We start from the raw sequence: 20,443 nt of genomic DNA on the forward strand, positions 1-20,443 counted from the left end.
TGCATTACCTACTTTTTATTAGTAGATTTACTGCTTCTTTTACAAGATTGTCAGTATCCGTATTATTTTTTACGTTCTCTTTTACACATTCTGCTAAATTCTCACTTACAATGACGCCGATTAATCGTTCAATCCCACTTCGTGAAGCACTAAGCTGTGTTACGACATCTTTGCAATCTTTGTTTTCTTCCATCATCTTCAGGACGCCATTTAATTGTCCTTGCAGACGCTTTAGACGATTGATCTGATTTTTATCGTATTTCATAATGGTCCTTCTTTCTAATTTATTGATATCCATACTATATACCCCTCTAGGTATCTGTGTCAATTAAAAAATACCCCCATAGGTATTTGACAAATGAATATTGTTCGTTGTATGATACCCCCATAGGTATGAAATGAGGAGGAAACAATATGAGAAAGATTATGATTATAGGTGGTGTTGCAGGTGGCGCATCTGTAGCAGCACGTTTGAGACGATTAAATGAACAAGATGAAATAACGATTATTGATAGAGGTCCACATGTATCATTTGCAAACTGTGGATTGCCTTATTATATCGGTGATGAAATAAAAGATAGAGATAAATTATTAATTCAAACACCTGAACTGATGAATAACCGTATGAATATTAATGTCAGAACGAATACGGAAGCCACTCAGATCAATTCTGATAATAAAACAGTCGTACTTAAAACAGAGCATGGGGTTGAAGAAGCATCTTATGATGTCCTTATTCTATCGATGGGAGCGCGTGCGATTGAAGTACCGATTGAAGGTGCAAAACAAAGCCATGTCTTTACTCTAAGAAATATTCCGGATATGGATAAAATAAAATCTTACATAAATGAGCACAATGTTAAAACAGCGTCTGTCGTTGGTGGAGGATTTATTGGATTAGAGATGGCTGAGAATTTACATGCATTAGGAATTGATGTAACCCTATTTGAGTTAGGTGATCAAGTGATGCCGGGCATGGATAAAGATATGACTAAATTATTAGAAACACATATGGTGCAGCGCGGTGTCCATTTAAAGTTAAAGACTTCTATTAAAGAAATTAATGAACATAATGTCATTGCAGAAAATGGGGAAGTCATTCAAAGTGATATGGTTATTATGGCTATAGGGGTCATTCCAGAGTCTGCAATTGCTCAAGAAGCAGGGATTGAGACGGGGGTTAAAGGTGCTATCAAGACAAATGATGTCTTTGAAACATCAATAAAAGATATATATGCTATTGGTGATGTTGCTGAGATTACACATAAGATTTCACAGCAGGATGTACATATCCCGCTTGCGTGGATTGCGAATCGAGAAGGACGTCTTCTTGCTGATCACCTTAATGGAAAGGTGATAGAAAAGATGAATCCAATCGGTACGGCAATTGCGAAAGTATTTGATCTCACTGCAGCAAGCACAGGACTTAATGAACGTACATTGAAGATGCAGGGACTTGATTATCATATTATTCATGTATCTGGACAATCAAATGCGACATATTATCCAGGTGCTGAGCCGATGACGATCAAGGCGCTGTTTAGTCCTGAAGGCGAAATTTATGGTACGCAGATTGTAGGACGAAAAGGTGTGGATAAACGTATCGATTTGATTGCGAGTGCAATGACATTTAACCAGGATATCAGAAGCCTCGCTCAAATTGAAATTGCATATGCACCACCATTTTCATCAGCAAAAGATCCGGTTAACATGGTGGGGTACATCGCACAAAACGTACTGGATGATGAGATGAAGATGGTTCAATACGATGAAATTGAAAATTTTAATCAATTGATAGATGTACGTGAACCGATTGAATACGACATGGGTACTATTGGCAGTGCGAAGAATATTCCACTTGGCACGCTGCGCGATCGTCTGGATGAACTTGATATAAATGAACCAGTAGCCATCTTCTGTCAAGTCGGTCAGCGTGGCTATAATGCAGCACGTATATTACAGAATAATGGGTTCGATATCGTCAATCTTGACGGTGGATTTAAACATTATAAAGCGATGCATGAAACGGTAAATACACCGGAAGTGAATGAAAAAGAGCAGATACACATTAAAGAACGTACTAAGAAGGAGCAGCCGATGAAAAAAGATGATAGACGTATTATTGAAGCAAGTGGACTACAGTGTCCTGGCCCTATTCTAAAAGTAAAAGAAAACATGGATGAAATGAAAGACGGAGAGCAGCTTGAGATTCATGTGACGGATTTCGGTTTCTGTACAGATATCGAAGCTTGGGCTAAGAATACAGGAAATACAATGATCAGCAATGAAATGAAGGATGGCAAAGTCGTTGCAGTAGTACAAAAAGGTGCTGACTTACCGATTAACGTGATGGACGACAGAGAAGGACATCAGCTTGTTGAAACGAAGAATGGTGCAACGATGGTTGTATTCAGTGGCGATCTTGATAAAGCGTTAGCATCATTTATTATTGCAACAGGTGCAGCATCATATGGTAAGGAAGTGACGATGTTCTTCACGTTCTGGGGCCTTAATGTGATTAAGAAACCTGGTGTGACTGTTGCAAAAGAAGGGCTCGATAAAATGTTCAGCAAGATGATGCCGAAACATGCGGGAAAACTCCCGATATCTAAGATGAATATGGGTGGAGCAGGTGCACGTATGATTCGTCACGTAATGAACAAGAAGAAAGTAGATTCTTTAGAAACAATGATCGAAAAAGCCCAATCTATGGGTATTAAGATGGTTGCATGTACGATGAGCATGGATATTATGGCAGTGACAAAAGAAGAGTTGATCGATGGCGTTGAATACGGCGGCGTTGCAACATATCTTGGTGATACAGAACAATCAAACTTAAACTTATTTATTTAGGAGGCATATTATGTATTTTAAACAATTTTTTAACGAACAACTTGCACAGTATTCTTATTTAGTAGGATGTCAAAAAACAGGAGAAGCAATTGTCATTGATCCGCTACGTGATGTTACACCTTATATAGAGACAGCAGAACAAGAAGGATTACGCATTACGCATGTGACTGAAACACATATCCATGCAGACTTTGCGTCAGGTATAAGAGAAGTCATCAATATGGGAGCACGAGGCTTTGTATCGGGGCATGGCGGTCTTGACTGGACGTATCAAGATATTGAAGCAGACATTATTCATGAAGGAGATGCCATTAAAGTAGGGAATGTGAAACTTGAAGTCATGCATACCCCAGGGCATACTCCTGAAAGTGTTAGTTTCTTACTCTATGATAATGGAATGGATGTACCGATGGGCTTATTTACAGGAGACTTCATCTTTGTCGGTGATGTTGGACGTCCCGACTTATTAGAAGAAGCGGCTGGTATTAAAGATACGACAGAAATAGGCGCAAGACAGATGTTTGAGTCACTGAAGAAGATGAATGACCTTCCAGATTTCATTCAAATATGGCCAGGTCATGGTGCAGGCAGTGCATGTGGTAAATCCTTAGGCGCTGTACCGATGACGACACTCGGCTATGAACGTGCAAATGGATGGGCGTTCCAGATTGAAGATGAGGATGCATTCGTCAAAGCATTAACGAGCGATCAGCCGGAACCACCGTATTACTTTGCTGAGATGAAGCGTATAAATCGTGATGGTGTAGCGCTTATGCATCACAATATTGTAACACCAGTAGAGACTATTACAGAACAAGCGATAGACCTAAGAGCAAAAGAAATCTATGCAAAGAATATGTCAGAAGGAATCAATGTACCATACAATAAGAAGTTTCTATCATTTGCAGGATGGTATTTAGATTACAGTCGCCCATTACAGCTTGTTGGAGAATTTGATGAAGTGCAACAAGCAGCGTATGATTTGAAGATGATAGGCTTTGACGATGTTCATACTTATGTTAATGTCGTTGATGGAACTGCATATCAAACAATCGAACCAGAAACATTTAAACAGCTGAATAAGGATGATATCAATATACTGGACGTGCGTACGAAAAAGGAATGGGATGAAGGACATTTCGACGGTGCTGCACATGTTCATTATGGCAAACTGCAGCAAGCATCTATTCCATTTGCAAAAGATGAAACAATATATGTGCATTGTCAGTCAGGTGTTAGAAGTGCGATTGCGATGAGTATTCTAGAAAATGAAGGATATACGAATATAATCAATGTGAGTGGCGGCTATGCTGCTGTAAAATAAAAAAGATGACAGGAGTTTCCTGTCATCTTTTTGTTGTATTCGTGTTAAACCGCTCGTGTCGCGACTTTATTTAATCCAAGGATCACTATCTTCCTCAGCTTTTTGAGTTAAATACTTGATTGTATCACTATTTTCCATAACGATGACTAATACGAATTTGTTTCCACGTGTACCATCGATATAGTAAACAGTATCCCCATCTTCGTTTTTAGTAGTATATTTAGGTGGTCCGAAGAATTCTTCAATATTATCAAGATCCCAATCTTCATAAGAATCTGGCACGATTAAGATACGCTTGACTTTGTCTTTATCATCATATTCGATGCCCATATTTCCATATGCTTTCATGTTTTCTTTATTAGAATCGATATATTCTGAATCATCACCTAATAAATCTTCGACTTCGTCTTTCGTCATTCCAACTTTAATATCCTGGAATTCGTCGATGTGAATTGCACGTGTATATCCATCGATAAATTCATCGCTTGTTAAGCTGATTGAACGACGCTCACTTTGTTCTTCTTCCTTTTTCGCCTGCTTTTCATAATTCTCTTCTTTGTATTTAGAAATAAGTGCTTCATCAAACGTTACTGTAACTTCTTGAGGCATAGTGTCTTCTGTCTTCTTGATTGTTACTTTTTCTTTAGTTGACTCAAATTCTTTATCGTCAGCTGTACCTTTTGCCTGAACTTCAACTTCTTTTCCAATCTCAAAAGGTCCAACAGTATATGAATCTTCTCCTGTTGTAGTTTCTTTACCATTGATGAATATTTTATAGTCGCTATCATCTAGAGCGTATGTACCTTCTAGAGAAATATGCAGGTAAGTGTATTCAAAGTCCTCTTTAGCTGTCAATCCTGTACCCATATCGATGATAAGGTTACCTTTGAACTTCTTACCTTCAATTTCTTTTGTTGCAGGAATCGTATAATTTCCGAGAGGTAAGCTACCGAGTTTGACGCTTTCATCACTTTTAAGATGAGCTGTTTTTTCTTTGCCATTTAATTTGTATGTTAATTTACTTATTTCATTGGCAGAGACAGAAACTTCATGTGATGGGATATTGAAGGCATATTTTTGGAATAGGCCCAATGCTTTTCCATCTTGCGCAACTTTCAGCACCTCATCTCCATCTTCATCTGATACTGAGGTGATCGGATACCCTGTCTGTTTCATTGAAGCCGTACTCGTTTTAATGTTTTCCATGAATGTGCGTGCTTCATCATTTGCATATAAGTAATCGATAAATGCTTTCGCTTCGCTTTTACCAATCTCTTCATCACCGCATGTTACAAGGGTGCTTAATTTTCCAGCGTCTTTATTTTTTACGGCATCTGATATTTTATTTGCAACTGACATAGAATCGTACTGACTTTGTATCAATTTATAGATTCCAAATAATAATACGAGTGCTGCTATTGCACCGATAATGAGTGATTTCGTCTTCTTATCCATAGGTTGGCGTGGTGCAGGAGCAGGTGTAGAGGCTGCGTGTTGATTATTCTGATTAATTTCTACAGGAGTCCCGCACTTTGTACAAACTTTCTGACCGGGCTTTATTTCGTTACCACATTTACTACAATACTTCATAATTCAATGCTCCTTCTATTAGTTATTAAATAATCCATTAAATAATTCGCTAAATTCTCCTAACTGGCTTTGAACGATACTTGTAATAATCGATTTAATAAGTTCCATAGCGATATCTTTAAAGATGATTAAAGCAATTAATGTGATGATTGCGTAGATTGTAATAATAAGATAAGTAGGAATTTTGCTGGCAATGTGTGCTGAATACTTACTGATTAAATAAATGCCAGAGAAAATTAATAGAAAGACCCCAATAATTGTCATTGCAGATGCAATTTTATAAGAATCTACGACATAGAGAAGTAATCCTAGGGCGATAAAGATAATGCTATAGACATTGATGAGAACGAAATCTGATAGTACTTTAGCTAATGTTAATCCATTATTGATTAAGAATTTAGAAAGTAAGAATGTAGCCAGGAATAAAATTGCTAATAACAAAAAGCTGCTAAATAGTAATTTTGTAATGATATCACTTTTTGATGTTCCAAAATACCCAATATCATCAGGTATTGCAAGTGCTAATAAAATACCGACAATAATTAATCCTGCAAGTACAAGAATAGAACTGAGCGCTAGTGTGAAGTGGTGATTACTAGTAACTTCTTCGTCATGTGCACGAAATGCTTGTCTGAAGAATCCTTTTCCTTCATTGACTAATGCCTTAGATTGCTCATTTACCTGTTCTTTATTGATGATTGGCTGTGCAGGTGGAACTTGATGTGTCTGTTGAGTGGTCTGTTGCTGAGTTACTTGAGGTTGTTCTTGTTGGTCATTATGTATTACGCTGTCATTCTTTGGTTCATATGTTACTGTATTGTCTGCTGTCGAATGACTTTCAGTTTGTGATGCCTTTTGCGCACGAAGATCATTTCCACATTCGCCGCAAAAGGCATCATTAATGCCGACTTCATTATTACATTGATTACATCTCATATTATTCCCTCCAAATTTATATTGTCTTTTCAATTATAGAATAAAAATACACTGTATACTATGTAAAAAGTAAAAATATATGAAAAATTATTAAAAATCAATGTCATTTTCAGTTATTTTAATGTTAGTTTTCATTAGTTTTATTATTAATGTATGTAGTAAAAAAGACATCCTGATAAGGATGTCTTAATGGATACGTCCAGTAGTGTACTGGATATCTTCTTGATATGTGAGTGCTGCTTCGATTGCAAGATGCAATGCTTCTGTAACTGTTGCAATTGGCATTGAGGGATGTGTATCTGTTTGTTCAGGTGCGAAAGGAACATGGATAAAGCCACCACGAATTGAAGGGAATTCGTTTTGTATCATGTATAACAATTGATACATGAGTTCATTGCATACAAACGTTCCTGCGCTATAAGAAACTTCAGCAGGGATCTCATGGTCCTGTATACTTTTAACAATCGCTTTAACAGGTAAATTTGAAAAATATGCATTGTCCCCGTCTTCATGAATAGGTATACCTGAAGGTTGAACACCCGCATTATCCGGTATACGCGCTTCGATCAGATTGATTGCGACTTGTTCTATAGTTATTTTATCACGTCCACCTGCTTGACCCACGCAGATGACAATATCAGGAAAGTTCTTCATGATGGTTGCCTTTAATTGTTCAGCACCTTGTTGGAATACTGTTGGCAATTGTTGTTTTATAATCTCTGCGCCCATTATAGTATCCGGGAGTCCTTGGACTGCTTCGAATGATGGATTGATGGTTGCATCACCGAATGCATCGAATCCTGTTACAATAACACGTCTCAATAGAATCATCCTCTCTTTTTGTTATTACTATTTTATACATAAATTGAACAGATGTATAATATAAGTAACGATAATGGGAGGTAATGAAATGACGACATTCAATGCTTATCAGGCTAATAAATATGACGCTTTCTTTGAAACTAAAAAAGGTAGATATATCTATGAAGTGGAAACAAGAGATCTACTCAACATGCTTGATCTAAAACCTGGCATGCGTATCCTGGAAATCGGCAGTGGTACAGGGCTATATATCACGAAGTTTGCAGAGCAAGGTATCAAGATGGTTGGAATTGATATTTCTGAACATATGACAGCGATAGCACAGCAGAAAATTGACCATCTAAAGCTTGACGCAGAAGTGCATGTAATGGATGCAAATCATATTGATTTCCCGGAAAATTATTTTGATGCTGCTTTTTCTATGGGGGTTTTTGATTTTATTGAACAACCTGAAAACGTCTATCAGTCAATCAGTAAAGTGGTAAAGCCGGGTGGTAAGATTGTGATAGCAACTGTAAATCGTGAAAGTCAATATGGTGAACTTTATATGAGTCCAGAATTTAATCAAGGTAAAGTATATGCACATGCACATTTTAAGTCGCTGGATGATTTAGTTGCGATGCGACCTGACCATGTATTTCAGAAATCAGCATGTTTATTTGTTGCTTATGATGCAGAGGAATCGATGTTTACATTAGAAAAGGAGGAGGAATTAAGAAATACAATTGCTGGTGGATGGATTACTGTAGGATTTATAAATAAAAAATAGAACTGTAGTATTATAATTTCTTGTATCCGGTTACATTTTTTTAGATTAAATGCGATGCGAGTATTACAAATGACAAAAAAAGGTCTATAATAGAGGTATTGTATTTTATCAAAAATGGGGGCAGAGATAATGAAACGTAAATTTAAAGAAACAGATGTAATCTTGATCGGTGGCGGCATTATGAGCGCGACACTCGGTGTATTGTTAAAAGAACTTGATCCATCAATTAATATTAAAGTGTTTGAAAAGCTAGGAGCTTCAGGACTCGAAAGCTCTAACGCCTGGAATAATGCGGGGACAGGACATTCAGCACTGTGTGAACTGAATTATACGACAGAAGATGAGGACGGTAATATTGATATTACAAAAGCGAGTGGTGTTAATGAACAGTTTCAGTTATCTAAACAGTTATGGGCGTACTTAGCACAGCAAGGCAAATTAAAGGATCCTGGCAACTTTATCATGCCCGTACCGCACTTAAGCTTTGTGGAAGGTGAGCAGAATGTAGATTTCTTGAAACGTCGTCTTAAAGCTTTATCTGATAATCCGTTATTTGAAGGGATGGAACTTACGGAAGACCATGACAAGATGCGTGAATGGGTTCCGTTGATGATGGAAGGCCGTAATCCGAATGAAAAGATTGCAATTACACGTATGGAAGCAGGTACGGACGTTAACTTCGGCGCATTAACAAATGACCTGTTCGATATTATGACAAGTTATGATGGTGCAGTTATTCATTATAATCATACAGTGAAAGATATTAAGAGAAATGACAATGACAGCTGGGATGTTAAAGTCTATGATCAAAATCATAAGACAACTGAAGTCCATAGTGCGAAATTCGTGTTTATTGGTGCTGGAGGATACGCTTTACCATTATTACAGAAGACAAAGATTCCTGAGGCTAAAGGGGTAGGCGGCTTCCCGGTGAGTGGATTATTCTTAGTATGTAAAGACCCATCAATTGTTGAACAGCATCTTGCAAAAGTTTACGGTAAAGCAAAAGTAGGTGCACCCCCAATGTCAGTGCCGCATCTAGACACACGTTATATAGACGGTGAACGTGCATTACTCTTTGGACCATATGCTGGATTCTCTCCAAAGTTCTTAAAAACAGGGCGTTATACAGATTTAATTGAATCTGTAACACCAGGCAATATTACGAATATGCTTTCAGCAGGTGCGAAAGAGATGAAATTAACGCAGTACTTAATTTCCCAAGTTATGCAGAATCATGAAGCACGTATGGAAGAATTACGTGAATTCGTACCGAATGCGAAATCTGAAGACTGGGAGATTGTTGTCGCAGGACAACGTGTTCAAGTTATTAAAGAAACTGAAGATGGCGGCAAAGGAACGCTCCAATTTGGTACGGAAGTGATTACAAGTGAGGATGGTAGTATCGCAGCCTTACTAGGAGCATCACCTGGGGCTTCAACTGCAGTCCATGTTATGCTACGTGTAATTAATGAATGTTTCGGTGAGCGTATGACAGAATTTGAACCAAAGATAAAAGAGATGATTCCATCATACGGTAAGAAGTTAGCAGAACACCCTGAACTGTTTAAAGAAATTAACAAACAGACAGCGAGTGCTTTAGGATTGAAAGAGAAGTAATGATAGATGACTTATAATTTAGTTTGATATATGACTCGAACGATGCTCATAAGCATTGTTCGGGTTTTATTGTACTTGCAGCATCATAATTCATGACTAGCTTAATCATTATGTCAATCGCATGCATTATGATATTTTAAATATAATATTAAGAAAAGAAGGATGGCCTATGCTTGAACGTATAAACATTGTATTACAGAAGTACATCGCTGTATTGACGCTATTGTCTTTATTATGTGGCGTTATCTTTGATGGATATTTGAAGCATCTTATATTTATTGTGCCCTATATTTTTGCCTTTATGACATTTAGTGGCAGCATCCGTATGAAATTCAGAGACCTTCGTATATTTCTGGAAGCGAAGGGTACAATTCTGTATTGTATGTTCATATTGCACGTTGTCATGCCCGCCATCAGTTATGTGATTGCATCGACATTGTTTGATGATCGACTGTTAGTGATTGGGTTTGTTATGCTTATGACCGTCCCGACAGGCGTTACAAGTCTGATCTGGATAAGCATTGGTAGAGGAGATGTCGCACTTGGCATCGCTGTGATATTGCTGGACACATTATTAGCACCAGTCATCATCCCTTTCGTGCTGCATCTGGTGTCCGGGACGACAGTTGAGATTGATACACTCAGTCTCGTTATTGGATTGATATTCATGATTGTTGTACCTACAATCATTGCGATACTCTTGAACGAACTCACAAAGGGTAAGTTTCCGGACTGGATCGGCAATCGTTTAAGTCCATTTTCTAAAATGGCACTTTTCCTTATTGTATTGATTAACGGAAGCGCGATTGGTCCTTATGTGAAAGATATGAATCTTGAGTTACTGAAGATTATTGCGGTTGTATTTGTTATCGTGGTTATAGGTTACATCATTGCAGTAGGATCTAGTTACTTTATGCAGCATAGCTATGCACGTCATGTGTCGATGACCTTTTTAGGGGGGATGAGAAATATCTCTACCGGTGTCATAGTTGCAACAACATACTTTCCACCAAAGGTTGCAATGCCAGTGGCTTTTGGTATGCTGTTTCAACAGTTATTTGCAAGTATCGTCAGCACACAGCTAGAAAAGAGACGTCCTGGAGAAAACTAAAATTTAATTTTTCGACGGAATTATTAAAGAATTGCAGAAAATACTGCGATTCTTTTTATTTTTGCAGGAAATAATTGAAAAACTGCAGAAGCTTTGATTTTACTCGATTTGCGTTGAAAAAAATTACGTATTATATTGAATTTGAGGTGATATTTTTGATAAAAAAGGTTCACAAACCGAGTACAGTACAAGCGTATTTATATGAATTAGAAAATCGAGTACATATGGAGCTAGACGACTATTATAAATTTGTGAAATATAAGAAAGGCTTTGAAGGTGAGCTCAGGTTCTTTGAAATGATTGAACATCTAGAAGGAGAATATATCATAATATGAGATATCAATATCATGAAACCTGTACGCGTGCAATTCGATTTTATTATTATTACGGCAAATAACATATTGCACTTTGATATCAAAAATTATAGTGGTAATTATCGTTATCAGAACAACCGGTTAATGAGTGAACAAGGTAAAACGGATAAAGATATCTTTATACAGTTAGACAATGCAGATTCCTATTTAAAACAGCTCATTGCAAAGTACGAGATGCCTCAAAAACTGATCAGTAAAATTATATTTATCAATGAAGATTTCAATTTAACAGGCTTTAGTGGAAAAGACTGTGTAATGTTCTCGCACGAACTTGAACCAGTGTTTAATTACTTAAAGTCATGTAAAGGAATCACACAGCAAATGATCAACTTCGCAGATGCACTTATAAAGCTTCATGACAATGAAGGTGTTGACAACCGAATTCATTATTACAATCTTGAAGATTTAAAGTTAGGCCTGCGCTGCCCGAAATGCAGGAAGATGGAGATGAGCAGAATTCGAAGGAAGACTTATTTTAAATGTAGTTGCGGAAATAAATTGAAAAACGAAAATGCAGTATTACAAGCTTACGAAGTATTAGCTTTGTTTGGTAAGGATAAAGTGAAAAGAAAAGATATTGTAGATTTTACTGGTTTATCAAATCGTACGGTAACGAGATTGATGAATCAGCATTTCTATAAACATTCACATTACAGAGGTACTTACTATAAGAAAGGTGAACAAATTAATATTTAGATAGATTTAATTGCAGGATGGCCCGTAAATTAAAAACATGGGCCAAAATCAGGACCGAGGTGAGAGGAAGTGAAGCAAGATGGCTCATAAAAAATAAACATGAGCCAAGATGAAGACCGAGGTGAGAGAAAATTAAGCAAGTTGGCTCATAAAAAATAAACATGAGCCAAGATGAGCAGCGAGGTGAGAGGAAATGAAGCAAGTTGGCTCATAAAAATAAAACATGAGCCAAGATGAGCAGCGAGACGAGAGGAAGTGAAGCAAGTTGGCTCATAAAAATAAAACATGAGCCAAGATGAGCAGCGAGACGAGAGGAAGTGAAGCAAGTTGGCTCATAAAAATAAAACATGGGCCAAGATGAGCAGCGAGACGAGGGGAAGTGAAGCAAGTTGGCTCATAAAAATAAAACATGAGCCAAGATGAAGACCGAGACGAGAGGAAGTGAAGCAAGATGGCCCGTAAATTAAAAACACGAGCCATCTCGCTAGTAATCAGGCGAAAGTATATTACAAGACCTAAAAAATACCTCATCCACAATGGATGAGGTGTGCATCATATCATTCAGCGTATTACTGATAGATACCTTTGGCTTTATCTGAGTAATCGATATAAATATTTTTTACTTGTTGGTAGTGACGTAACGTATCTTTGTAAGTTTCGCGTCCGATACCTGATTTCTTGTAACCACCGAATGGAGATCCTGCTGGAATCTGGTTGTATGTGTTGATCCAGATTCGACCAGTGTCTATTGCATTAGCAACTTGCAATGCATCATTTAAGTTTGCTGTGAAGATACCGCCAGCTAAACCATATTCTGAATCATTCGCTTTCTCGATAACTTCTTCTTTTGTTTTAAATTTAGATACCAATACGACTGGCCCAAAGATTTCTTCTTGAACTAAACGTGATTTGTTATCTTCAAATTCAACGATTGTCGGTGGGAAGAAGAATCCTTTATCACATCCATTATCCATTAAGCGTTTTCCGCCAGTAACGATATTAAGTCCTTCTTCTTTAGCAATTTCGATATATTCTTCAATCTTATCGATTTGTGCCTGTCCTGTTTGTGAACCATAATGATTATTTTCATCCATAGGGTCACCTACACGTACTTTTTCAAAAGCATCTTTAAGTTTGGCTACAAACTCATCATAGATACCTTCTTGAACGTATAGTCGGCTACCTGCTGAACAAACTTCTCCTTGGTTAAATAAAATACCGAGTTGTGCACCTTCAATTGCTTGCTCAATATTTGCATCATCGAAGATAATGTTCGCACTTTTACCTCCAAGCTCTAAAGTCGCTGGAACGATACGTTTTGCTGCAGCTTCTGCAACACCGTAACCGACTTCAGTAGAACCTGTAAATGATACTTTTGCTACATCTTCATGATTGAAGATTGCGTTACCTGACTCCGAACCTTTACCTGTTAAAACATTTAATACCCCTTTAGGTAAGATGTCCTGAACAATTTCAGCAAACTTCAGTAATGATAACGGTGTTGATGATGATGGTTGAATAACAACGGCATTACCAGCAGCAAGCGCAGGTGCTAACTTCCAAGAAGCCAGTAGCATTGGGAAGTTCCATGCAACAACTGCACCTACTACACCGATGGGTTCGTGTTTAATAATACTGATGACATCTGCATCTACTTCTTTATTTGTTCCTTCATCAGCAAGTATGACACCTGCAAAATATCGGAAATGTTCAATTGCCATTGGAATATCAATATTTAATGATTCACGTATGGCTTTACCACTATTTAATGATTCAATTTTAGCAAGTTCTTCACGATGTTCTTCCATTTTGTCTGCAATTTGATTTAATAGTTTTGCTTTTTCGTTGTGAGAAGTGTGGCGCCATGTTTTAAAAGCTTCCTCAGCTGATTTCACAGCTACATCTACATCTTCTTCTGTTGCTTTTGCAATCTTAGCTAATACTTCTCCTGTGGCTGGATTTGTTACATCTAAGGTTTCTCCTGCAGCACTATCTTTAAATTCACCATTAATAAATAATCCATATTGTTCTTTTAATAAGTTACTCATGATCTTCCTCCTAATAGTAAAATCGTATTGCTCCTATTTATTGTACATCTGTACGCTCTTCATAAGCAATAGAATTGCTTATATATTCAGAAGATTTTGCAAATACTCTGTATATACAACAAATAGGTTGATTTTCTCAAATATTATATTTCAATGCTGTAATATTTTTGGATAATACTTACAATTACTATTTTCGAATATTAGTTACAATCATTGATACGACAATATTTATTAAGGAGATGAATTTATTACAGCTATATATAAAATATATCACTTAAGTAACAAATCATTAACAATGCTCAAAATCATGTTTAAACGTGATATAGTATTTTCAGTGCTCAAGAGCGCAGTAAAAATTAAAAACTAATCTAAAACTATTTTAATATAACGATTATATTACACGGAGGAATTTTAAATATGAAAAAGACAGCATTAACTTTAACAACACTTGCAACATTATCGACATTAGGTACAACTCAAGCTGATGCATCGGCGTACGGTAGAACAGATGTTGCTCAAACTTCATCTTCAGTAAGTTCAATTGATTCAAGTGCATATAACTATACATATAATAATGATGGTTCTTACACTTATACTTATAACTACGACGCACCTACTTCAGTAGTTGCACAAACAGCTACACAAACAGCTACACAAACAGTTGCACAAACAGCAGCACCTGTAGTTTCACAAACTTCTACAACTTCAGAAGTGAAGAAAGCTCCTGCAACAACGGCAGTTAGCGGAAATGTTGCATCAGTAGCATTAAGTGTTGCAGCTGGTAAATCTTATGTATATGGTGCGAACTCTGCTTCAGCAGTAGATTGTTCATCATTTGCACAACAAGTATTAGCAGCAATGGGGAAATCAATTCCTCGTACTACTTATGCACAAGCTGCAGTAGGTACACAAGTATCAGCACCACAACCAGGGGACTTAGTATTTTTCAACAACTACAGCCACGTTGGTGTATATATCGGTGGAGGACAAATGGTAGATGCATTAAACCCTTCTGAAGGTATCGGACAACGTTCAGTAAGCTATGTTAGTGGACATGTAGACGGATACTACCGTTTCTAAGATTAAACGTGTTATGGCACAGTGCAGTTGCACTGTGCCTTTTTTATATTTAACTTTATTAATTCTATGTCGTATATTACAATCAAATAAATATGGTGCGGGAGGCGATATAATTGTGGGAATATAAGAAATTTGAAGCATTAACACACGATGAAATTTTTCAGATCTTTAAACTTAGAATAGATACATTTGTAGTTGAACAGCAATGCTTTTATCCAGATATTGATGAAAGAGACTTAACTTGCATCCATTACTTCACTAAAGAAGATGATAAGATAGCGGCATATGCTAGAATTATCGTTGACGGACAAACGGTGAAACTGGGTAGAGTAATTGTGAATCCACAGTTTCGTGGTAGAGGGTTAGCGAGAACACTTATCCAAAAAGGACTTGATTATATAAAAGATAATTATCCGGATAAAAATATTTCCTTAAGTGCACAAGCTCATCTAAAAGATTTCTACAGCAGTTTTAATCTATCACCAGTATCTGATATTTATTTTGAAGATCTAATCCCCCATATAGATATGGCGCGTAAACCTTATGCAATAGATACACAACTGGAAGGATGAATGATTTGAAAGTTTATATAAGTTGTTTTCTCGTGCAGGATATCGAATTTATTATAGCTTCTGATGAATGCGGTGTCATTTATTTAGCGAACGAACATACACATGAATATGTCAATCGCCATATTGAACGTTTCTTCAGTCAAGCGACAAAAGTTACTGGCTATGAAGCTGACCAGTATCATACGCATTATATTGAAGAGCTGAATCTTTATTTTGCGGGCAAGAAGCAGCAGTTAGAATGGCCGCTTAATCTTGCAGGGACAGACTTTCAAAAGTCGGTATGGCAGACCCTGCTTACGATTCCATACGGTGAAACACGATCGTATAGCGATATTGCATTGCAATCAGGTAATATGAAAGCTGTCCGTGCGGTAGGAGGTGCTATTGGTGCAAATCCCGTGATGATCGTTGTGCCTTGTCACCGTGTTATCGGCAAGGATGGAACGTTGACAGGATTTAGTGGTGGTTTAGATTTGAAGGATAAATTATTAAATATAGAGAAAATACAATTATAAAAATTAAAGGAGTAAGCTAATGACAATACCAGCATGTCCCAAATGTAATTCAGAATATACTTATGAAGATGGTTTAAACTATGTATGTCCAATGTGTGCACATGAGTGGCCGCAGCAAGAAATCATTGAAGAGATAATCGTAAGAGATGCGAACGGTAATATTTTAAGTGATGGGGACAGTGTAACAGTAATTAAAGACTTAAAGGTTAAAGGAAGCTCCTCTGTGATTAAACAAGGAACGAAAGTAAAGAACATTAAACTAGTTGATCCTGATAATGGACATGACATTGACTGTAAGATAGATGGATTTGGTCAAATGAGCCTTAAAAGTGAGTTCGTAAAAAAATTATGACAAAACGTATAGAAAGTATCGATATTATGCGTGGAATCAGTGTCATGGGGATTTTATTTATGAATATCGTTGGTTTTCATATGAATGAAGTTTTTACGAATCCTCTAGATCACTTTCAGCTGCCTTTAGATAGAATGCTATATTACCTTGATATGTTATTCGTGCACAATTCATTCTATCCTATTTTTTCATTTTTATTTGGGTTTGGCCTCGCTATTATGGCAACGAATATTAAGCAGCGCGGTGGAAATTTTATTCCGGTATTGTATAGAAGGGTATTCGCACTACTTGCGTTTGGCTATATTCATGGATTACTGATCTTTTATGGGGATATATTAAATGTATATGCAGTGCTCGGCATGATTGCAATCCTCTTCTTACTTATGCCGAATATCGTCAGTCTGATTGTTGCGCTCATGATATCTGTCATTTTTCTGCTGATAAATTTGATGGTTATCATTACTGTAATACTCTCACCAGATGCAATTCTTTCTGCATCTTCCAGCAATGCTGCACAGCGCTGGATACAAGTGATGCAAAGCGGAGACTTCAGTCAAATACTCGCGCTGAACCAGCAATTCTTTCTGGAGAATTTCACAGCATTAAGTTTAACAGGGATATTTGGTTATGGATTATCGGTTCTGCCTTTTATCTTATTTGGAATGTATGCGATGCGTGCTGATATGATTGGCGCTATACTTAAACATAAACGTATGATGATGATAACGGCAACAGTATCGCTTGCCCTAGGATTACTGATTAAATATTATGTCATCTATGCACATCTGGATATGTATGCGGCTCAGTCGTTCATATTCTATGGCGGTACATTAGTAGCAGTTTGTTATTTTATCGTAGTTGTCCTGCTTACAGATAATAAACAGTTCTATAAGGTGATGCAGCCATTTTACTATGCGGGTAAGATGAGTTTTTCATTATATATATTGCAGAGTATCTGTATGTTCATCATATTTTATGTGCTACGTTTATATGCGAAGCTGGATCTGTATCAAGTATTCATGATCGCACTGTGTATTATAATTTTTGAACTGGCCATTGCTACATATTATATGAAAAGACATAAATATGGACCATTAGAATGGGTATGGAGGAAAATTACATACTTAAAATGAAGGCTTAAGCGATAGGAAATAAGGTGAGATTATGGTACAATGCTAATCGAAAAGGTGGTGTATCAAATGCATAATATACAGGAACGCTTAGCTGAATCCATACTTAGCGGAAATTTTCATATTGCTGAAGATATAATGAATCAGACAGACTTTCTAGAGTTTGAAGAAATATTTATTAGTGCATGTCATAAAAGTGAATCTGTGATGTACTATACATTTATATTAGAACAGATGAAAAAAGAGGAGACAGTAGAACTCCATGACTTAGCTTTCTTGTTACTTGTCTATCCGCTTTGTGAAGTTAATGGGGCTTTTCATAGTGCATATTATCATGCTGAACGTGCTGTATATATGACTGATTCTAAAGAAATCAAGAATTTGTTACAGTTGCTCTTCTTGTACACTGTACCGAATCCAGTGCTTTCTGACAGAGAAGCATTTGATACAGCTCAGCAGATATTATCTATTGATTCGAATAATCAGGTCGCGAGAAAATTGATGCAAAAAGCCGCTAAGCAATTAGATCAAGTTGTTATTGATATTAAAGACTTTAATCACTATAAAAACGCCTAGACATATTAGATGTCAGGCGTATTTTTATTGTTCAAGCCATATCTCTATTGGAACGATTATTGGAAAGTGTCCTCTGTCTTCGGATAGCTTTGTAACGAGTGCCGATGCTTTTGCGTACAATGGAAGTGCGAACATGGTTTCATTTGCTTGAATTTCTTGTAATATATTAATTTCGGAAGCAGCTTGAATCAGTAATGTAGATTCTATGACTCCATCAACCTGTGTGCCGAAATGACCAAACATAAAGGTAAGTTTAAAATCAAACATATGCGGATCTTCCTGGCTTATTTCATAATCTATTCGATGCATTACAGTAGGTTCTTCAGAATGACTTTCAAAATCACGTACATGTGCTTCGCGTACAAATGTCTGTAAGATTTGTTTGTTAAGTTCCATAATAAGCTCCTTTTATTAAGTTAGTTTCATAATGAAATAAAGTATTGAGAAATGCAAATAATTATCCTTTATAACATAAAGCATATAAAATAAATCTCAAGAGATATTGTTTTTACGTGAAACGTGCTATAAGATGTATAGACAACTATTGTTTTGGAGGAAATATGAAAAAATCTACTATAATCATGATTACATTTTTAATTGGCGCATTCTTTACTTTTTTAAATGAAACCTTACTGAATATCGCCTTGACAAAGATTATGACAGTCTTTCATGTCGATGCACCGACTGTTCAGTGGCTTGCTACTGGATTTATGCTTATCATGGGGGTGCTGATGCCATTATCTGCTACTATAATTCAGTGGTTTACAACACGACAATTATTTATAGGATTGATGTCCGTCTTCCTTATTGGAACATTGGTAGCAGGGTGTGCGATCAATTTCCCTATGCTGCTGGCAGGTAGGATGATTCAGGCGGCAGGTACAGGATTGTTGATACCTGTTATTATGAATGCGATGCTGCTATTATTCCCGCCGCATGAACGTGGAAAAGTTATGGGGAATTTCGGCCTTGTTATGATGTTTGCACCTGCAATTGGGCCAACCCTTTCTGGTGTAATCGTTGATACATTAGGATGGAGATGGTTGTTTTTTGCGGTCGTACCATTCGTTTTATTTTCAATCGGATTTGCGTTTAAATATCTGGATAATGTCGGCGAAGTGACGAAACCGAAAGTCGATATATTCAGTGTTGTCTTATCAACAATAGGTGTTGCAGGTATTATATATGGCTTTAGTTCTGTCGGAAATATAGAAGGTGGATTTAGCAATAAAGCGGTATTCTTACCGATTCTTAGTGGACTTATTTCCCTGGTAATCTTTATTGTCCGTCAGAACCATCTGACATCACCACTACTTGATATGTCCGTTTTTAAGTATAGCAACTATAGTAAAGGGATGTTTATCTTTGTCGTTGTTGTGATGGCGATGTTCGCTTCTGAGATTGTGATGCCGATGTACTTACAAGGGCCGATGGGATTTAGTGCCAAAGTTGCAGGAATGATACTGTTGCCTGGTGCTTTATTAAATGGCGCGATGAGTCCAGTTATGGGACGAATATTTGATAAGATTGGTCCACGTAAGATGATCATTCCGGGCATGTTTGTTCTGATGCTCGTCATGATATTCTACTCGACGATTCACCCAGGAATACCACTATATATATTTATCATTGTTTATATGGTACTCATGGTATCTATTTCGATGATTATGATGCCAAGTCATACGAATGCAATCAATCAGTTACCAAAGCATTTGTATCCACATGGCACAGCAATCGGTAACATGATACAGCCGATTGCGGGTGCAATGGGGATTTCGGTCTTTGTAAGTATAATGACGCATGGTCAGCAACAAGCGTTAGAAGGAATAAGTAATCCTACCCATTCACAGACTCAAGCAGCACTGACGTATGGTGTACATCACGCTTATTGGTTTGCAATAGCCCTTACAGTCATAGGGTTTATTACGGCATTATTTGTTACACGTTCTAAGGCACCTGAAGGTGAGACATTCGGACTGCCTGAAGAACAAAATTAAATTTAACGTTTATGACTTTTAATATCGGGTAATAAAGACATGTTGTGAAATATTCATAGCACGTCTTTTATTATATTA

General features: G+C 37.0%; 20 protein-coding genes. 14 read left to right on the top strand and 6 right to left on the bottom strand.

The genetic code is table 11. The annotated features are described in order from the left end of the window. Positions 1-4: 4 nt before the first annotated feature. Entirely contained in the window at positions 5-265 is a 261-nt protein-coding gene (locus QA539_RS02180; protein WP_086039361.1) for a metal-sensitive transcriptional regulator, read from the bottom strand. Positions 266-414: 149 nt separating this feature from the next. Between QA539_RS02180 and QA539_RS02185 the strand changes: the two genes are divergently transcribed. Then, a complete protein-coding gene (locus QA539_RS02185) occupies positions 415-2,853 on the top strand; it encodes a CoA-disulfide reductase (RefSeq protein ID WP_419895357.1) in 2,439 nt (812 codons plus the stop codon). 10 nt (positions 2,854-2,863) lie between these two features. After that, positions 2,864-4,177 carry an MBL fold metallo-hydrolase gene (locus tag QA539_RS02190; RefSeq protein ID WP_419895358.1) on the top strand — a complete coding sequence of 438 codons (1,314 nt, stop codon included), beginning with the start codon at positions 2,864-2,866 and terminating at the stop codon, positions 4,175-4,177. 66 nt (positions 4,178-4,243) lie between these two features. Here QA539_RS02190 and QA539_RS02195 read toward each other — a convergent pair whose 3' ends face one another. From QA539_RS02195 to pcp, 3 genes are all read right to left on the bottom strand, one after another. Further along, positions 4,244-5,767, bottom strand: coding sequence for a TcaA second domain-containing protein (locus QA539_RS02195; RefSeq protein WP_419895359.1), 1,524 nt, complete (start codon positions 5,765-5,767; stop codon positions 4,244-4,246). A gap of 18 nt (positions 5,768-5,785) precedes the next feature. Then, entirely contained in the window at positions 5,786-6,703 is a 918-nt protein-coding gene (locus QA539_RS02200; RefSeq protein WP_413474066.1) for a hypothetical protein, read from the bottom strand. A gap of 186 nt (positions 6,704-6,889) precedes the next feature. Beyond that, positions 6,890-7,525: a pyroglutamyl-peptidase I gene (gene pcp, locus QA539_RS02205; RefSeq protein ID WP_419956629.1), complete on the bottom strand. Its 636-nt coding sequence runs from the start codon at positions 7,523-7,525 to the stop codon at positions 6,890-6,892. A gap of 88 nt (positions 7,526-7,613) precedes the next feature. On the opposite strand from pcp, the gene QA539_RS02210 reads away from it, so the two are divergent. The 5 genes from QA539_RS02210 (at position 7,614) to QA539_RS02230 (ending at position 12,095) form a co-directional block, all read left to right on the top strand. Continuing rightward, positions 7,614-8,294 carry a class I SAM-dependent methyltransferase gene (locus QA539_RS02210; protein WP_219493883.1) on the top strand — a complete coding sequence of 227 codons (681 nt, stop codon included), beginning with the start codon at positions 7,614-7,616 and terminating at the stop codon, positions 8,292-8,294. Positions 8,295-8,408: 114 nt separating this feature from the next. Continuing rightward, complete coding sequence (mqo, locus tag QA539_RS02215; RefSeq protein ID WP_256447897.1) at positions 8,409-9,914, top strand: malate dehydrogenase (quinone); 1,506 nt, start codon at positions 8,409-8,411, stop codon at positions 9,912-9,914. Positions 9,915-10,083: 169 nt separating this feature from the next. Next, positions 10,084-11,025 carry a bile acid:sodium symporter family protein gene (locus QA539_RS02220; RefSeq protein WP_419895360.1) on the top strand — a complete coding sequence of 314 codons (942 nt, stop codon included), beginning with the start codon at positions 10,084-10,086 and terminating at the stop codon, positions 11,023-11,025. Between the two features lie 155 nt (positions 11,026-11,180). Continuing rightward, positions 11,181-11,360, top strand: a complete 180-nt coding sequence (locus tag QA539_RS02225) for a hypothetical protein (protein ID WP_419895361.1) — start codon at positions 11,181-11,183, stop codon at positions 11,358-11,360. Between the two features lie 12 nt (positions 11,361-11,372). Then, complete coding sequence (locus QA539_RS02230) at positions 11,373-12,095, top strand: nuclease-related domain-containing protein (RefSeq protein ID WP_419895362.1); 723 nt, start codon at positions 11,373-11,375, stop codon at positions 12,093-12,095. A gap of 569 nt (positions 12,096-12,664) precedes the next feature. On the opposite strand, the gene QA539_RS02235 is transcribed toward QA539_RS02230, so the two are convergent. Continuing rightward, entirely contained in the window at positions 12,665-14,143 is a 1,479-nt protein-coding gene (locus tag QA539_RS02235) for an aldehyde dehydrogenase family protein (protein WP_419895363.1), read from the bottom strand. Between the two features lie 417 nt (positions 14,144-14,560). Here QA539_RS02235 and QA539_RS02240 point away from each other — a divergent pair, with 417 nt between their 5' ends. From QA539_RS02240 to QA539_RS02265, 6 genes are all read left to right on the top strand, one after another. Next, the gene (locus QA539_RS02240) at positions 14,561-15,223 is read left to right on the top strand and encodes a C40 family peptidase (RefSeq protein ID WP_419895364.1); all 663 of its coding nucleotides are present in this window, start codon (positions 14,561-14,563) and stop codon (positions 15,221-15,223) included. Positions 15,224-15,336: 113 nt separating this feature from the next. After that, a complete protein-coding gene (locus tag QA539_RS02245; RefSeq protein ID WP_219493897.1) occupies positions 15,337-15,795 on the top strand; it encodes a GNAT family N-acetyltransferase in 459 nt (152 codons plus the stop codon). Positions 15,796-15,800: 5 nt separating this feature from the next. Continuing rightward, entirely contained in the window at positions 15,801-16,310 is a 510-nt protein-coding gene (locus tag QA539_RS02250; RefSeq protein ID WP_419895365.1) for a methylated-DNA--[protein]-cysteine S-methyltransferase, read from the top strand. Between the two features lie 19 nt (positions 16,311-16,329). Further along, entirely contained in the window at positions 16,330-16,662 is a 333-nt protein-coding gene (locus QA539_RS02255) for a zinc ribbon domain-containing protein YjdM (protein ID WP_219493899.1), read from the top strand. Continuing rightward, positions 16,659-17,795, top strand: a complete 1,137-nt coding sequence (locus tag QA539_RS02260) for a DUF418 domain-containing protein (protein ID WP_419895366.1) — start codon at positions 16,659-16,661, stop codon at positions 17,793-17,795. The genes QA539_RS02255 and QA539_RS02260 overlap by 4 nt, the downstream gene beginning before the upstream one ends. Before the next feature lie 75 nt (positions 17,796-17,870). Continuing rightward, positions 17,871-18,368: a hypothetical protein gene (locus tag QA539_RS02265; protein ID WP_419895585.1), complete on the top strand. Its 498-nt coding sequence runs from the start codon at positions 17,871-17,873 to the stop codon at positions 18,366-18,368. Between the two features lie 24 nt (positions 18,369-18,392). On the opposite strand, the gene QA539_RS02270 is transcribed toward QA539_RS02265, so the two are convergent. Continuing rightward, positions 18,393-18,764 (bottom strand): hypothetical protein, encoded by a 372-nt coding sequence (locus QA539_RS02270; protein ID WP_419895367.1) that lies wholly within the window; start codon positions 18,762-18,764, stop codon positions 18,393-18,395. 164 nt (positions 18,765-18,928) lie between these two features. Between QA539_RS02270 and QA539_RS02275 the strand changes: the two genes are divergently transcribed. Further along, complete coding sequence (locus QA539_RS02275) at positions 18,929-20,365, top strand: DHA2 family efflux MFS transporter permease subunit (protein WP_283722520.1); 1,437 nt, start codon at positions 18,929-18,931, stop codon at positions 20,363-20,365. The last annotated feature ends 78 nt before the right edge of the window (positions 20,366-20,443 follow it).

This window comes from Macrococcus psychrotolerans (genome assembly GCF_038095555.1).
Taxonomy (GTDB): Bacteria; Bacillota; Bacilli; order Staphylococcales; family Staphylococcaceae; genus Macrococcoides; species Macrococcoides psychrotolerans.

Excerpts from the sequence above, each read along its gene's own strand:
- QA539_RS02180 (WP_086039361.1), bottom strand. The coding sequence starts at position 265 with ATGAAATACGATAAAAATCAGATCAATCGTCTAAAGCGTCTGCAAGGA.
- QA539_RS02185 (WP_419895357.1), top strand. The coding sequence starts at position 415 with ATGAGAAAGATTATGATTATAGGTGGTGTTGCAGGTGGCGCATCTGTA.
- QA539_RS02190 (WP_419895358.1), top strand. The coding sequence starts at position 2,864 with ATGTATTTTAAACAATTTTTTAACGAACAACTTGCACAGTATTCTTAT.
- QA539_RS02195 (WP_419895359.1), bottom strand. The coding sequence starts at position 5,767 with ATGAAGTATTGTAGTAAATGTGGTAACGAAATAAAGCCCGGTCAGAAA.
- QA539_RS02200 (WP_413474066.1), bottom strand. The coding sequence starts at position 6,703 with ATGAGATGTAATCAATGTAATAATGAAGTCGGCATTAATGATGCCTTT.
- QA539_RS02210 (WP_219493883.1), top strand. The coding sequence starts at position 7,614 with ATGACGACATTCAATGCTTATCAGGCTAATAAATATGACGCTTTCTTT.
- mqo (WP_256447897.1), top strand. The coding sequence starts at position 8,409 with ATGGGGGCAGAGATAATGAAACGTAAATTTAAAGAAACAGATGTAATC.
- QA539_RS02220 (WP_419895360.1), top strand. The coding sequence starts at position 10,084 with ATGCTTGAACGTATAAACATTGTATTACAGAAGTACATCGCTGTATTG.
- QA539_RS02230 (WP_419895362.1), top strand. The coding sequence starts at position 11,373 with ATGAAACCTGTACGCGTGCAATTCGATTTTATTATTATTACGGCAAAT.
- QA539_RS02235 (WP_419895363.1), bottom strand. The coding sequence starts at position 14,143 with ATGAGTAACTTATTAAAAGAACAATATGGATTATTTATTAATGGTGAA.
- QA539_RS02240 (WP_419895364.1), top strand. The coding sequence starts at position 14,561 with ATGAAAAAGACAGCATTAACTTTAACAACACTTGCAACATTATCGACA.
- QA539_RS02255 (WP_219493899.1), top strand. The coding sequence starts at position 16,330 with ATGACAATACCAGCATGTCCCAAATGTAATTCAGAATATACTTATGAA.
- QA539_RS02260 (WP_419895366.1), top strand. The coding sequence starts at position 16,659 with ATGACAAAACGTATAGAAAGTATCGATATTATGCGTGGAATCAGTGTC.
- QA539_RS02270 (WP_419895367.1), bottom strand. The coding sequence starts at position 18,764 with ATGGAACTTAACAAACAAATCTTACAGACATTTGTACGCGAAGCACAT.
- QA539_RS02275 (WP_283722520.1), top strand. The coding sequence starts at position 18,929 with ATGAAAAAATCTACTATAATCATGATTACATTTTTAATTGGCGCATTC.